Annotated in this window: 16 protein-coding genes; 12 read left to right on the forward strand and 4 right to left on the reverse strand. The window is 68.2% G+C overall.

Annotated elements, in window-relative coordinates; all coding sequences use genetic code 11:
• Positions 1-58 precede the first annotated feature (58 nt).
• The 3 genes from R2910_00885 to R2910_00895 are packed head-to-tail and all read right to left on the reverse strand — an operon-like array spanning position 59 to position 2,925.
• A complete protein-coding gene (locus R2910_00885; protein MEZ4411522.1) occupies positions 59-1,522 on the reverse strand; it encodes an amino acid permease in 1,464 nt (487 codons plus the stop codon).
• Between the two features lie 39 nt (positions 1,523-1,561).
• Positions 1,562-1,996, reverse strand: coding sequence for a hypothetical protein (locus R2910_00890; GenBank protein MEZ4411523.1), 435 nt, complete (start codon positions 1,994-1,996; stop codon positions 1,562-1,564).
• Positions 1,993-2,925, reverse strand: a complete 933-nt coding sequence (locus R2910_00895; protein MEZ4411524.1) for a hypothetical protein — start codon at positions 2,923-2,925, stop codon at positions 1,993-1,995. Before R2910_00895 ends, R2910_00890 begins: the two co-directional genes overlap by 4 nt.
• A gap of 144 nt (positions 2,926-3,069) precedes the next feature.
• On the opposite strand from R2910_00895, the gene gpmI reads away from it, so the two are divergent.
• From gpmI to R2910_00955, 12 genes are read left to right on the forward strand one after another with little or no spacing between them, the layout of a single operon-like run.
• Positions 3,070-4,626 (forward strand): 2,3-bisphosphoglycerate-independent phosphoglycerate mutase, encoded by a 1,557-nt coding sequence (gene gpmI / locus R2910_00900; GenBank protein MEZ4411525.1) that lies wholly within the window; start codon positions 3,070-3,072, stop codon positions 4,624-4,626.
• A 4-nt stretch (positions 4,627-4,630) separates the two neighbouring features.
• Complete coding sequence (locus tag R2910_00905; GenBank protein ID MEZ4411526.1) at positions 4,631-5,302, forward strand: hypothetical protein; 672 nt, start codon at positions 4,631-4,633, stop codon at positions 5,300-5,302.
• A gap of 16 nt (positions 5,303-5,318) precedes the next feature.
• On the forward strand, positions 5,319-5,741 hold the full coding sequence (locus R2910_00910; GenBank protein MEZ4411527.1) for a 6-carboxytetrahydropterin synthase: 423 nt from the start codon (positions 5,319-5,321) through the stop codon (positions 5,739-5,741).
• A 37-nt stretch (positions 5,742-5,778) separates the two neighbouring features.
• Positions 5,779-6,495 (forward strand): formate dehydrogenase accessory sulfurtransferase FdhD, encoded by a 717-nt coding sequence (locus tag R2910_00915; GenBank protein ID MEZ4411528.1) that lies wholly within the window; start codon positions 5,779-5,781, stop codon positions 6,493-6,495.
• On the forward strand, positions 6,492-6,908 hold the full coding sequence (locus tag R2910_00920; protein MEZ4411529.1) for a CoA-binding protein: 417 nt from the start codon (positions 6,492-6,494) through the stop codon (positions 6,906-6,908). The genes R2910_00915 and R2910_00920 overlap by 4 nt, the downstream gene beginning before the upstream one ends.
• Entirely contained in the window at positions 6,908-7,720 is an 813-nt protein-coding gene (locus R2910_00925) for a hypothetical protein (GenBank protein ID MEZ4411530.1), read from the forward strand. The genes R2910_00920 and R2910_00925 overlap by 1 nt, the downstream gene beginning before the upstream one ends.
• Before the next feature lie 16 nt (positions 7,721-7,736).
• The gene (locus tag R2910_00930) at positions 7,737-8,348 is read left to right on the forward strand and encodes a molybdenum cofactor guanylyltransferase (protein ID MEZ4411531.1); all 612 of its coding nucleotides are present in this window, start codon (positions 7,737-7,739) and stop codon (positions 8,346-8,348) included.
• The gene (gene mobB / locus R2910_00935) at positions 8,318-8,848 is read left to right on the forward strand and encodes a molybdopterin-guanine dinucleotide biosynthesis protein B (protein ID MEZ4411532.1); all 531 of its coding nucleotides are present in this window, start codon (positions 8,318-8,320) and stop codon (positions 8,846-8,848) included. The genes R2910_00930 and mobB overlap by 31 nt, the downstream gene beginning before the upstream one ends.
• Complete coding sequence (locus R2910_00940) at positions 8,845-10,095, forward strand: molybdopterin molybdotransferase MoeA (protein MEZ4411533.1); 1,251 nt, start codon at positions 8,845-8,847, stop codon at positions 10,093-10,095. Before mobB ends, R2910_00940 begins: the two co-directional genes overlap by 4 nt.
• Positions 10,096-11,028 carry a TerC family protein gene (locus tag R2910_00945; GenBank protein ID MEZ4411534.1) on the forward strand — a complete coding sequence of 311 codons (933 nt, stop codon included), beginning with the start codon at positions 10,096-10,098 and terminating at the stop codon, positions 11,026-11,028.
• Positions 11,025-11,822, forward strand: a complete 798-nt coding sequence (locus R2910_00950) for an SDR family NAD(P)-dependent oxidoreductase (protein ID MEZ4411535.1) — start codon at positions 11,025-11,027, stop codon at positions 11,820-11,822. Before R2910_00945 ends, R2910_00950 begins: the two co-directional genes overlap by 4 nt.
• Positions 11,819-13,168 (forward strand): MFS transporter, encoded by a 1,350-nt coding sequence (locus tag R2910_00955; protein MEZ4411536.1) that lies wholly within the window; start codon positions 11,819-11,821, stop codon positions 13,166-13,168. Before R2910_00950 ends, R2910_00955 begins: the two co-directional genes overlap by 4 nt.
• On the opposite strand, the gene R2910_00960 is transcribed toward R2910_00955, so the two are convergent.
• On the reverse strand, positions 13,165-14,340 hold the full coding sequence (locus R2910_00960) for a GGDEF domain-containing protein (protein MEZ4411537.1): 1,176 nt from the start codon (positions 14,338-14,340) through the stop codon (positions 13,165-13,167). The genes R2910_00955 and R2910_00960 overlap by 4 nt on opposite strands.
• Positions 14,341-14,343 lie beyond the last annotated feature (3 nt).

Consider the following 14,343-nt stretch of genomic DNA (forward strand, 5'->3'; position numbering starts at 1 on the left):
CTCGAAGGATACGGGGCGGCCCCCGCGAAATCAAGGCGAGTCCACAGACGGGTTCCCGTCAGGCCCGCGACCGCCGCCACACGAAATAGACCGGAATCCCGAGGGCCACGATGAGGAGCCCGGGCCAGGTGAAGAGCGGCTTTTCGACAAGCAGCACCACGAGCAGCACGGCGATGCCGACGATATACAGCGCCGGCACCACCGGGTACCCCACCGCCTTGACCGGCCGGGGCAGGTCGGGCTGCAACCGCCGGAGGCGGAAGAGCGCCACCGTCGTCAACAGGTAGAAGACGAGGGCCGCAAAGATGACGTAGTCGAGCAGCTGGTTGTAGGTGCCGCTCAGGCAAAGCAGCGAGGCCCACAGGGCCTGGATCCAGAGCCCCCAGCCGGGTGTGTGGTAGCCCGAGTGGAGGTGCCCTGCCCGCTCGAAGAAGAGCCGGTCCCGCGCCATGGCGTAATAGACGCGCGGCCCCGCGAGGATGAGCCCGGCGTTGCAACCCAAAGTGGAGATGATGATGGCAATGGCCATCACCGCACCGCCGGCGGAGCCGAGCATCACCTCGACCGCGGCCGTACCCACGCGATCGGCGGAGGCGTACTGGATGCCGCGCGCGACGGCGGTCGCCCCGTTCGGATCGCCGATGAGGGGCAGCACGCTGAGGTAGGCGAGGTTGGCGAGGAGGTAGAAGAGGGTCACGAGTGCGGTGCCCGCCGCGAGCGCCAGCGGGAGATTGCGCGTCGGATTCCGCACCTCGGCCGCCGCGAACGTCACGTTGTTCCAGGCGTCACTGCTGAACAGCGAGCCGACCATCGCCGCGCCGACCAGCGGCACCAGCGCGAGGGTCCACGGGGCGGAGCCCCAGAAATCGCCGAAGTTGAGCGCGACCGTCTCCGGCTGGCGGTACACCAGCAGGCCGAGCAGGATGAGCCCCGCCAGCGCGCCGACCTTCGCGAAGGTCAGTGTCGTCTGGAATCGGGCGCCGAGCGACACGCCGCGATAGTTGATCCACGTCAGGCCGAGAATGCTGGCGATCGCGACGAGCCGTTGCGGGGAGACGCCGATGGCGATCGCGTCCGCCGCGCCGGGGAGGCGGATACTCCCGAGGGACAGGGTCACGACATCGCTGATGCCGGGCAGGAGGACCGCGAGGAACTTCGCGAACGCCACGGCGACGGCCGCGATGGTCCCTGCCTGGATGACGGTGAAGAGCGTCCACCCGTACAGGAAACCGGCGAGGGGATTGAGTCCTTCGCGAAGAAAGACATACTGCCCGCCCGCCTTGGGCATCATGGCGGCCAGTTCCACATAGCTCAGGGCGCCGGCCATCGTCATGACACCCGTCACGACCCAGACCAGCATCAACCCCGCAGGCCCCCACGCACCCATCAACCGGCCGATGTCGGCCGAGACGATGAAGATGCCGGACCCGATCATTGTGCCGACAACGAGGGAGAGTGCCTGGATGGGGCCGATGCCCCGAACGAATTCCTCGCTGGCGGGCGCGGCCGCGTCAGTCGCCATGGGTGTCATCCAGTGGAAGGAGGTGGGGCGGGGTCGAGATCAGTTGTCGGACTTGGGAGTCGCGGGCGGCGCCTTGGCCGCGGGGGGCTTGGCGGCCGGTGCCTTGGCCGCAGGGGGCTTGGCGGCCGGCGCCTTTGCGGCAGCCGGCTTGGCCGGTCCCTCGAGGGGCGGCTGGCCTTCCGAGGCCCGCATCGCCTCATCGACCACGGTCTTGCCGGCGGCGGCAAACCCCTTCATCACCTTGGCCGCGCTGTCCATGACACCCATGGTCCCGCTGATCGCCTGGATCGGGAGCTTGCCCGCGCGCATGGTGTCTTCGACCGTCTCGGTGATCTTCGCAAAAATGCCGGTCGGGGCGGCCCGTTCCGCGAACTTGCTCTCAAGAAACTCGACGTAGTCGAGGATCTGGTACCCCCGCTCGTCGCTCAGGCTCTCCAGCTTTCGCAGGATCCGCTGCTTCAGCGCATCGTTCACGGCGTCCCTCCCTGGGCATCGACGACCTGGACCAGTTCCAGCACGGGCGTAGGCAGGTACCGTGTCTGCGCGGCGCGGAGGCGCCCGCGAATGGTGAACTCCTGGAGCGGCGCGGCGGCCTGAAAGGTGGGGAGCTGGGCGGCCGTCACAATGACGTACACAAACCCCGGCTCAGGCAATGGTCCCCGGGTCAGGAGATACCGGGCACCGTTCGGGATTTCGGGCCGCAGTTCGTCGGCGGTCTGGATGCTGATGAACTGGACCCGCCACTCCAGCAGCTGGCCGACGTATCGAGAGGGATTGGCACGGATCTGGGCGACCGTCACTCCGGGGATCGCCGCGCTGGCCGGCTCGGAGAGATCCGTCTCCCGGACCCACCCCTGGAGCTGGATCTGGACCCACTCCCCGCTCTTGCCGATCACCTGTCCTGATGCCCCCGAATCGAGGGATGCCACGGCTGGCCCGTCGGGTGTGAGCATGAGGGGTGTCGGTCGCAACGCCGCGACCCGGTCTGCCGCATCGCCCGTGGGTGGGGCGGAGGGTGCCGCAGTGTCCGGCGACGCCGCGGTGGTGCGCGTCTGCGCCGGGACGGCGGTGCCACTCAGCGCCTTGGTGCTCACCCAGCCCGCCCGGGTCACCTGGGTCCATCCCCCCCTGGTGCCGACCTTGTTGAGGAGGGCCCCCTCCTCGAGACGGGCAAGGATCTTTCCATTGGGAGCGGCCCGGAGGTTCTCACCGTTCGCCGGTGTGATCACGATATCAAAGCCGTCACGTGAGGTAGCGCTGGTGGACTTGGTGAACACCCACCCCTCGAGCGTCACGGCAGTCCAGTCACCCTGCGCCTTGCCGGTCTTGACGGATTCCCCCGCCTGGAGGGTGGCCAGCACGGTACCGGCCGGGTCCTTCCGGAAGGAGGTGGCCTGGGTCACCCGTGACTGGGCGGGAAGCAATGTCGGAACAACGGCGAGGCAGAGCGTCGTGAACGCCGCCCAGACTGGTAGGCGGCGAAGGGCGGGACTAGATTGCGGCGCGGTGTAAGTCACTGTCCAGCATTGTAGAAACAGCGGAGAGGCATGTCAAACGCCAGCGTCCCGGCGCGTCAGGTGATTCTCATCGTGCTGGACGGGTGGGGCTACCGTCCGGAGCGCGAGGGGAACGCCATTGAGCTCGCCCGGACCCCCGTCTGGCACCGCCTCTGGGAAGGCGAACCGCGCACCCTCCTCGATGCCAGCGGCCTCGCCGTGGGCCTCCCGGCAGGGCAGATGGGCAACAGCGAGGTGGGCCACCTGAATCTCGGCGCGGGACGGGTCGTCCCGCAGGACCTGGTCCGGATCTCCGCCAGCATCCAATCCGGGGAGTTCTTCCGGCTCCAGCCGCTCGTCGACCTCTGCCAGCGGCTGCGGGAGCACGGCGGGACCCTCCACCTGCTCGGACTGCTCGGTGCCGGCGGGGTGCACGCCATCGACACCCACCTCCTGGCCGCAGTCGAACTGGGCGTCCGGCTGGACGTTCCCCGGATTGCGGTGCATGGCTTCCTCGATGGGCGCGACTCCCCACCGAAGTCCGCCGCCGACGTGGTACAGCGCCTCAAGTCGGACCTCGAGCGGATTGCCGGGTCGCGGGCGATCATCGCCTCGCTCACCGGGCGATACTTCGCCATGGACCGGGACCGGCGCTGGGATCGTACCCAACTTGCCTACGAGGCCATGGTTCGCGGCGTCGGGCGACCGGCGACCGACCCGGTGCAGGCCGTCCGCGACGCGTACGGGCGCGACGAAACCGACGAGTTCGTGAAGCCCATTGTCCTGGAGCGCGACGGTGCCGCGGTGGCCCCGATTCGGGACGGCGACGGAATCTTCTGTTTCAACTACCGCAGCGACCGGATGCGGCAGATCTGCCGGGCCCTGGCGGTCGACGGGTTCGACGGCTTCGATACCGGCGTGCGTCCGGCGCTGTCCGGCCTGGTCACCATGACGCAATACGACCAGACCTTTGCCTTCCCACCGGCGTTTCCGCCCTTCTCGATGGCGCGAATCGTGGCGGAGGTGTTGGCCGACGCCGGCCGGACCCAGTTGCGGACGGCGGAGACGGAGAAGTATCCGCACGTGACCTATTTCTTCAACGGTGGAGTCGAAACGCCGTACCGCGGGGAGGAACGGATCCTGGTGCCGTCGCAGAAGGTGGCGACGTACGATCTCGCGCCGGCAATGAGCGCCGAGGGCATCACGGACGTGCTGTGCGGTGCCATCCGCGCGCCGGAGCACGATTTCGTGCTGTGCAACTACGCCAATGCCGACATGGTTGGACACACCGGCGTCATGCCGGCAGTGGTGGAGGCGGTGGAGACGGTCGACCGATGCCTGGGCCGGGTGCTCCATGCGGCGGAAGCAACGGGCGCCACCGTGCTGGTGACGGCGGACCATGGAAATTGTGAAATGATGGTGGACCCTGAGACCGGCGGCCCACATACCGCCCACACGACGAACCCTGTGCCGTTGGTGGCAGTCCGTGCCGGCGCGGGCACACTCCGCAGTGGCGGAGCGCTCCGCGACGTCGGTCCGACAGTGCTGCGCCTGCTCGGCATCACGCCGCCGCCCGAGATGACGGGCCGCGACCTCCGGGAGCCCTGACCGCATGCGCTACGTTCTTGCCATCTTCGCCCTGCTCGTGGCGGTCCAGCCGGTTCACGCACAGGTCGGGTACCCGCCCAGCCGGTCGCCGTACCGGGACATCACGAAGCGGACATCCCTGACGGCACTCTTCGGGTACATCGGCGGCAGCGGCGGCAAGCTCGGTCTCGGCCCCCACGATGGCCCCGCCTACGGCGGACGGTTTGGCCTCAGCGTCAGCGGGCCGCTGGAACTCTCCTTCGCGGTCCAGTACGCCGACCTGACCGGCGCCCGCGTCTATCGAAATCTCGACGGCAATCTTGCCATCAGCGGAAGCCTCCCCTCCCCGGTGTGGATGTTCGAGACGGACGTCCAATACACGCTCACGGGGGGAAAGACCTGGCACGGGCTCGCACCGTACATCGGTGGCGGCCTCGGCTACGCCTGGCGGACCAGCTCTACCGAGAGCCCGGAAGCCTTTGACTTCGGCGGGCGGTTCTATTGGGCTCCCTTTGCCGGCACCCGGTTCTTCGTGAACCCGCGGTCGTTCATCCGCGCCGAGATTCGCGGGGCCTTCTGGCGCCTGGCCTATCCTCCCCCGTACTACGACGACATCACCGGCCTCATCCAATCGTACGCGGTCAACAACTACCTCTCGAACGTCTGGTACCAGGTCGGCTTCGGCTACTCGTTCTGACCCAGGGGGGCCCCCGATGGCGGTTTCGCTCACACGCGCGGTCGGCTTTCACGCCTGGCACCGCTACTGGCGACCTGACTGGACCCCCGCGCAGAACCACGCCGCCTTCGGGGCGCTGGCCGACCCACCCGGTCACGACCATCACTATCGCTGCGCCGTCACCGTCACCGGACCCTTCGATCCGGAGTCGGGATCGATCGTCGACCTCCCCGTCCTCGACCTCCTGCTCCAGGAGGAGGTCGTCAAACCGCTGCACGACACCCATATTGACAGGGACCTGCCCGATTTCGCCCCGGGAGTGACCCTCCCCACCTGCGAGGCGCTGGCCCGCTGGCTCTTTGCCCGCATCGCCACGCGGCTCCCGCCAGGCCTCACGCTGGCGCGAGTGCGCGTGGCAGAGGACGACACGCTGCATGCGGACTGCACCGGCCTTGACTGACGCGACACCCCCGACACGCCGGCGAGGTCGGGGACCCGTGCCCGTCGCCGTCGAGGAGGTCCCCGTCTGGCTCGAGATCAACCGGGTCCCGACCGTCACGTGGATGTGCACGCCGGAACTGCTCGAGGAGCTGGTCCTCGGGTGGCTCCACGGCGAGGGCTACATCACGGCGGTCGACCAGGTGCACCTCCGACCGTGCGCCACGGACCTCGGGTTCTGGGCAGACATTTCCGAGGAGCGGCTGGCGGCGGTGGCCGCCGAGCGACGCCGCCCGGTGCTGGCGTCCGGGTGCGGCGCCGTATCCACCTTCCTTGCCGATCCCACCTCCGTGCCGACGCAGCCGCCCAGAGGCGACCCGCCCGAGGCCGCCGTGATGCGGGAACGGTTCAAGGAGCTGTTTGCGCGTGGAGCGCGGTACGAAGACACCGGCGGGGTGCACGCGGCCGCCCTGACCGATGGTTTGGTCCTTTTTCATCATGCGGAAGACATCGGGCGGCACAACGCCGTGGACAAGGTGCTGGGGGCGGCGCTGCTGGCGAGGCAATCCGTGGCCGGGCTGGGCCTCCTCGTCACCGGCCGTATCTCGGCGGAACTGGCGTTCAAGGCGGCCCGCGCCGAACTCGCCTGGGTCGCCACCCCGTCGGTGCCGTCCACGCTGGCGGTCGAGGTGGCGCGCCGCTCGGGGATGGTGCTCGTGGGGCGTGCCGTGAGCGGCACGCCGCAGTTGCATCGACCGGGGAGTGACGCGCCGTGACAGCGCCCAGCGACGAGGAACTGCGGGCGATCCTGGGGGCGTCCCGGCGCATCGCCGTGGTCGGCTTGAGCCGAAAGCCACACCGGGCAAGCCATAGCGTGTCGGCGTACATGCAGGGGCAGGGCTACGAGATTGTGCCAATCCACCCCGCCGGCGGCGTCACCTTGGGTGAACCGGTACATCGCGACCTCCGGTCGGCGGCCACGACCGGCCCGATCGATATCGTCAATATCTTCCGCCGGTCGGAATTCGTCCCCGCGCTCCTCGACGAGATCCTCGAGGTGCGACCCCGGCTGGTCTGGATGCAACTCGGGGTCGAGGACGAACCGACCGCCCGGAAACTGCGGGAAGCCGGCATCACCGTCGTGATGGACCGCTGCCTGGCCGTTGACCACCATTCGCTGGGGGCGTGATGCGCGCATCGCTCATTCTGTTTGTGTTTGGGACCTTTGCCATTGCCCAACCAGCAGATGCCCAGAAGACCGAGGACGAGGCTCGCCTCGTCTTCACCATGGGCCTGACCTGGACGGGCGGCACCGACCTCTGGTCCGTCCAGGACCAGCCGATCCTGGTGCCAGGGACCGGATTCGACCTGATCGATCTCGACCGCAATATCTCCGGCGGAATCGGGGTCCTCTTCTCAGGCATGTACTTCCCCAAGCCGGCGCTTGGGTTCGTCGGTGAGGTCTTTTTCACGGGGACCGGCACGACGGACGGGTGCAGCGTCGTTACCGCCACACCCAATCCGCGGACCCAGGAACTCTGCAACAGCATCAACGGTTCGTCAAAGTCCAGTTCCGCGGTGCTGGTGAGTCTCGGGCCGGTCCTGCGCGCCGGCGCCGACCAGCCCATTTCCCCATACGTTCGAGGCCAGGTCGGCCTCCTCTTCAGCAACCTCAGCCCGGTCGCGACCGAGGGGACGATCGTGGTCAGCGACTCGGCCACTGGTGGATCCGAGAGCCTGCAATTCGTCGTGTACGACGATCCTTCCAACACCCGCGTCACCCTGGGTTTCGTGTTCGGCGCCGGCCTCACGACCGCCCTCGGCAAGGGCTGGCAACTGCGCGCCGAGGTGCGCGACAACCTGGTGCAGATCGCCACGGTGGCAGGACCGACCAACCCCGGCATCGCCGATCCGGTGATCGTGAACCAGTGGAAGAATCTCTGGAGTGTAGTGCTCGCCGCGGACATCATGCTTGAAAAGAAGCGCGGCCGTCGGTACTGACCCCGGCCGCCGCCAAGTGCGGGGCGCGATTCTCGCGGGCGGCGGAGCCACCCGGTTTGGGGGCCGCCCGAAAGGGCTAGAGCGGGTGGGCGGCGTCCGCATCCTCGATCTGCTCGTCGAGCGCTTTCGTGAGGCGCTCGGCACCCTCCCCCTCCTGATCGCGAACGACCCCGACGCCTCGGCGTGGCGCCCCGGGCTGGACGTCGTTCCCGACGTCCACCCGGGTGCGGGCGCCCTGGGGGGAATCCTCACCGCCGTCAGCGCAGACCCCGCGCCGGTTGTCTGCGTTGCCTGGGACATGCCCTTCGTGCCAGCTTCCCTCCTGCGGCGGCTGGCCGCGGAGCTGGAGGACGCGGACGCCGTGCTCCCAGCCAGCGGGGGGCGCCGCGGCGTCGAACCGATGTGTGCCGGGTACGGCCCTGCCTGCGAAGCCCCCATCCAATCGGCCATTGCGGCGGGCGACCTCCGGGCCATCGCCTTCCACTCCGCCGTCAGAACCTGTATCCTCCCTGCAGAGACGGTCGCCGGATTCGGCGACCCCTCCACCCTCTTTTTCAACGTGAATTCCCAGGACGACCTCACCCAGGCGGACGCGCTGTGGCGGCGACTCGCATCCTCTCAATCGTAGGCCGCAAGAACTCCGGCAAGACCACCCTGGCCGTGGCGCTGTCGGCCGAGTATGTCCGGCGCGGCAAGCGGGTCATGACCATCAAGCACGCCAGTCACCCGGCGACGGTGGATACCCCGGGTACAGACAGTTACCGGCATTTCCACGAAGGACGGGCCGAACGGGTGCTGGTCGCCTCGCCCGACCTTCGGGTGCTCTTCGAGCGCGCTCCCGACGACCAGGACCCCATCGCCCTTGCACGGCGCTACCTCGACGGCGCCGACATCGTGCTCGTGGAGGGCTTCACGGCGTACCCCCTGCCGAAAATTGAGGTCTTCCGTGGCGTGGCCGCCAAGCAGCCGATTTTCGACGCGACGTCGGCCGCGGCCGAGCAGTGGCTGGCCATCGTGACCGATGAGGACCTTGAGGCCGATTGCCGGGTGCTCCGCTTCCGCGACACGATGTGGCTCCAATTCCTGGCCAACATCGGATGGGACGGGGCCCGGATCATCGGGCCGTGACCGCGCTCGCCGCGCGGGAGGCCGCTCTCCGCATCGTGGCGGCGGTTCCCCGGCAACCGACGCTGCGCCTCCCGCTCGACGACGCGCTCGGCGCGGTGCTCGCGCACGACCTCGTTAGCCCGCTCGACCTGCCCGCGTGGACCAATTCAGCCATGGATGGCTACGCGGCCCGCGGCGCGGATGTCCGCGGCGCCACGGAAGCGCAACCGGTCCACCTGCGCGTCGTGGAGCAGATCCCGGCCGGTCGATTCCCCACCCACACCCTCGCACCGGGCGAGTGCGCCCGGATCTTCACCGGCGCCCCGCTGCCGGCCGGCGCCGACAGCGTCATCCGCCAGGAAGACACCGACCTCGGCCGTGAACGGGTGGCCATCCGGAGCGACCGCGATGTCGGTGTCAACATCAGGCGCGCCGGCGAGGACATCCGCAAGGGTGCCACGGTCCTCGACGCCGGCGCCGAGCTCGGAGCGGCGGAGTTGGGCGTGCTGGCGTCGATGGCAGTGGCGCATCCGCTGGTCTTCCGGCGCCCGATCGTCGGCATTCTCGGTGGTGGCGACGAGATCGTGGATGTCGATCAACCGGACGAGATCCTGAGCGGCCGGAAGATCGCGAGCTCCAACAGTCACTCCCTCCATGCCCTCATCCGACTGGCCGGCGGGGTGCCCCTGCCACTCGGAATTGCGCGCGACACACTGGAAAGCGTGCGGACGCACCTGGCCCGGGCGCCTGAATGCGACCTCCTGGTCACCACCGCCGGTATCAGCGTCGGCGAGCACGACCACCTTCGCGATGCGGTGGCTGGGCTGGGTGGTGCTATTGATTTCTGGAAGCTCCGGATGCGGCCGGGGGCCCCGGTCGGCTTCGGGCGGGTGCTCGGCATCCCGTGGATCGGGCTCCCGGGCAATCCGGTGAGCGCGATGGTGACCTTCGAACTCTTCGTCCGTCCCGCTATCCGTGCGATGGCAGGGCATGGCCTGCCCTTCCGGCGCACCATCCCGGTACGGATGGCCGAGGCGATCACTTTGCGCCCGACACTGCAGCACTTCCTGCGGGCGGTCGTCACCGAAACTCCCACGGGGCCGGAAGCGAAGCTGACTGGCCCGCAGGGCTCCGGTATTCTCACCTCGATGGTGCGTGCCAACGCGCTGCTGGTGGTGGCCGAGGGACGCCATGAGACCAAGGTCGGTGAACTCGTCCCGGCGCTGGTCCTGCAGGATCCGGTGCACCGGGCCGAACCGGGCTTCTGAATGGGCGTCCACACTCCGGAGGTGTGGTTCAGCTTCACCGCCCTGATTGCCGCGCTGCTGATCCTCGATCTCGGCGTCCTCAACCGGCGCTCCCACGTCCTCACCTTCAAGGAGGCGATCGGCTGGAGCGGCGGACTGATCACGATCGCGTTGCTCTTCGGCGCCTTCCTCTGGCTCCAGGAAGGCACCAAGCCGGCACTGGAATACTATGCCGGGTACGTGATCGAGCTCTCGCTGAGTGTCGACAATCTCTTCGTCTTTCTCCTGATCTTTCAGTACTTCGCCGTGCCCGCCGAGCTGCAACCGCGGATCCTCAAGTGGGGCATCCTCGGTGCCCTGGTGCTGCGCGGCATGATGATCGGCCTCGGCGCGCTCCTCCTGGTCGAGTTTCACTGGATCATCTACGTCTTCGGCGGCATCCTGGTCCTGACCGGTGTGCGGATGTTTCGGGGCTCGGAGGCCCGGATCGAGCCGGGGCGCAATCCGCTGGTCCGGATGGCCCGACGCATCATCCCGATGACCGACGACTATGACGGCCAGCAGTTCCTGACCCGCACCCGCGCCGGCTGGATGGCCACGCCACTGCTGCTGGTGCTGCTCATGGTGGAGTGGTCGGATCTCGTCTTCGCCATCGACAGCATCCCCGCCATCTTTGCCGTGACCCGTGATCCCTTCATCGTATACAGCTCCAACGTCTTCGCGGTGCTCGGACTGCGCGCCCTGTACTTCGTGCTGGCCGGCATGATGGACCGGTTTGAGTACCTCAAGCCGGGCGTCGCCGCCATCCTCGTGTTCGTCGGGGTCAAGATGCTCATCAACGGAGTCCTTCCCGTGCCGATTGGGCTTTCGCTCGGCGTTATCCTGGCGATTCTTGTCGTTTCTGTCGTCATCTCGATGCGTAAGACCCGGATCGCCGCCGCGGAGCGGGGATGACCGCCATGCTCTTCGAAGACACCACCGTCCTGATCACCGGCGCCTCGAGCGGCATCGGCGCGGCCTTTGCCAACGAACTGGCCCCGACCGGCGCACGGCTCGTCCTCGCGGGCCGCGACCAGGTGCGACTTGAGGCCGTGGCCACCAGGGCACGACAGCACGGCGCTCCCGTGGTGACCATTGGGCTGGACTTGGCGGCACCCGGAGGGATCTCGGCGCTGCTGCAACGACTCGACGTCGATGGCGTCACGGTGGACCACCTGATCAACAACGCCGGGGCGGGCGTCGTGGGGCGCGCCGTCCGGACGCCAGTGGAAGCCCAGCTGAAGGTGATCGACCTGAACGTGCACGCCGCCACGGAGCTCGCCCTGCGGCTGCTGCCGGGGATGGTGGAGCGGCGACGGGGAGGCGTGCTGAACATTGCCAGCATTGCCGCCTTCCAGGGGATGCCCGGGCTCGCAGTCTACGCGGCGACCAAGGCGTACGTGCTCGCATGGAGCGAGGCACTCAACTTCGAATTGCGTGGCACGGGGGTCCGATGCGCCTGCCTCTGCCCCGGGCCGGTCGACTCGCGCTTCTTTGACGCGGCGGGGATGCGAAAGCCCCCGGCCATCTTTTCGATGCGGTCACCCGTGGCGGTGGCGCGCGCCGGGCTCCGCGCCTACAAAAGGAACGCCAGCCACAGCATGTCCGGGTCGGTGCCAAGAGTCCTCGCCTGGCTCACCCGCCTGACCCCACGGCGAATCAACGCCGCGGTCGCCAGCGGCTTCTCCAGGCCGAGGAAGACACCATGAGCAGCTGGATCGGACGGCTGGCCAGCGGGCTCTCCCTGGATCGCCGCGAAGTCCGGGCGTGGATGCTCTACGACTGGGCCAACTCGGCGATGTACGTCGTCATCGTCACCGCCATCTTCCCGATCTTCTTCACCGCGGTCGCCGCCAGCGGGATGCCCCCGTCGGAGGCGACCTCCAGGTTCAGCATTGCCACGACAATCGGCCTGACCATCATCGCGGTGCTGTCACCAATTCTGGGAGCCATCGCCGACCACTCGGCCACGAAGAAGAAACTGCTCGCGGCGTTCCTGGTCTTCGGCGCAAGCGCCGTGGCGGCCATGTTCTTCATTCAGCGCGGGGAGTGGCTGTTCGCGGCGGGGTTGTTCATCTTGGCCAACATCGGCGTCAACGGGAGCTTCGTGTTCTACGACTCCCTCCTCCCGCACGTGGCCGCGCCCGAGGAGATGGACCGGGTCTCGACCGCGGGATACGCCCTCGGCTACCTGGGGGGCGGGCTCTTTCTCCTGGCCTGCCTGGCCATTGTGATGGCCCCGGCGGCCTTTGGCCTCCCCGCCGGCGACGGGCTTACCCCCAGCCAGGCGACGCTGCCCACGCGCCTGACCTTTGTCCTCACGGCGCTCTGGTGGGCAGGCTTCAGCATTCCTCTGTTCCGGCACGTGCCCGAGCCGCCCGGTCGCGCCCTGGACGCCGAGGAGGCCCGACTGGGCGCGATACGCGCGTCCTTCCGGCGCCTCGGAGCCACGTTTCGAAAGCTGCGGGGCTATCGGCAGGCCTTCCTGCTGCTGCTGGCGTTCCTGATCTACAACGACGGCGTCGGCACCATCATCCGGATGGCCGCCATCTACGGGGCAGAGATCGGCATTACCCGCACCACCATGATCGCGGCCATCGCCCTCGTGCAGTTCGTCGGTGTCCCCTTCGCGTACCTGTTCGGCGCGCTGGCAAAGCGGGTCGGCACCCGCCCGGCCATCTTCGTCGGCCTGGCCACGTACCTGGGGATCAGCGTGCTGGGGTATTTCATGCGCAGTGACCGGGACTTCATCCTGCTGGCTGTGCTGGTGGGGATGGTGCAGGGAGGGGTCCAGGCGCTCAGTCGCTCGCTCTTCGCGAGCATGGTGCCGCGCCATCTCTCGGGAGAGTTCTTCGGGTTCTTTGCCGTGTTCGAGAAGTTTGCAGGGATACTCGGGCCGGCCATGTTCTCGGTGGCGATCCTGGCGACCGGCTCAAGCCGGGCGGCCCTGCTCTCGGTGGTGGTGTTCTTCCTGGTGGGCGGCGCCCTGCTGGCAAAGGTGGACGTCGGCGAGGGCCAGCGGATTGCCCGGGACGAGGAGGCGGCGGTCGCCTAGTCCTGCGGACCGACTACCCGGTTGCGGCCGCCGTCCTTGGCAGCAAACAACCGCTGGTCCGCCACCTCGAGCAGCTCGACCGGGTCGGTGCCGTCGTCCGGCAAGGATGCGATGCCCGCGCTCAGGGTGATCTGCGCGGTCAGGTCGTGGCGCGGAATCGCGAACTCGGCCCGGGCCACCGCCAACCGCAGCTGTTCCATCTTCTCGAACGCCGCCCCCGGGCTGGTCTCGGGCAGCAGGACCACGAACTCATCCCCGCCGTACCGCGCCACGATATCCGTGGCGCGCAGCCCCTTCAACAGCGTGTCGGCGAGGACCCGGAGTGCCACGTCGCCGCTCGCGTGGCCGTAGCGATCGTTGAAGTTCTTGTAACGATCCAGGTCGAGCAGGGCCACCGCCAGCGGGTGGCCATGCCGGCGGGCGCGTGCCACTTCCGCCTGGTAGCGGGTCTCGAAGTACCCGCGATTCAGGAGGCCGGTCAGGCGATCGAGCGCCGAGAGGTGGCGGAGCTGGCGGGAGCGGTCCACGATGGCCGTGGCGAGGACACCAGACGTGGCGAGGAGAATGAGGCGGCCGATCTGGTCGCCCCAGCTCACCATCCCGTAGGTGAACGGGGCGTACCGGAGGTCGTTCAGGTCCCAGAGCAGCCCCGCCGCCACAACGACCGCCGCGTACTGCACCACCGCCAACGCACCGGTCACGATGCAGATGCGCGTGTCATACCGGAGGCTGGAGGCGCCGATCGAGAAGAAGTAGACGCTGTACATGATGCGGCTGTTCACCGCCACGTGCGGGGTGCCCATGGCCAGGAAGGCCACCAGGGTGGCGGTGACGAAGGTGACATCCACCGCGCTGGTCATGAAGCCCAGCCATGGCCGATAAAACCCCCGGCGCACCACTCCCCAGATCACCACCGCGAAGACCAGCGCCGCCAGCGTTGCCACCAGGCCGACCCACGCCTCGATGAGATAGGGCGTGGCGATGACGTTGTAGATCGGGATGAGCAGGACCAGCGACACCAGCGCAATGCGCACCTTCGCCACTAGGAGCTCGCCGTGGGCCCCGGCATCGATGAGCATCGGATCGGGCGCGGCCCAGAGCCGGTCACGGGCTGTCTCCTGGGCGAAATCGTTCGCCGCCAGCCCCATGAAATCCCGCTTGCGGTTCGACATCAG

This window comes from Gemmatimonadales bacterium (assembly GCA_041390145.1).
Lineage (GTDB): Bacteria > Gemmatimonadota > Gemmatimonadetes > Gemmatimonadales > GWC2-71-9 > SPDF01.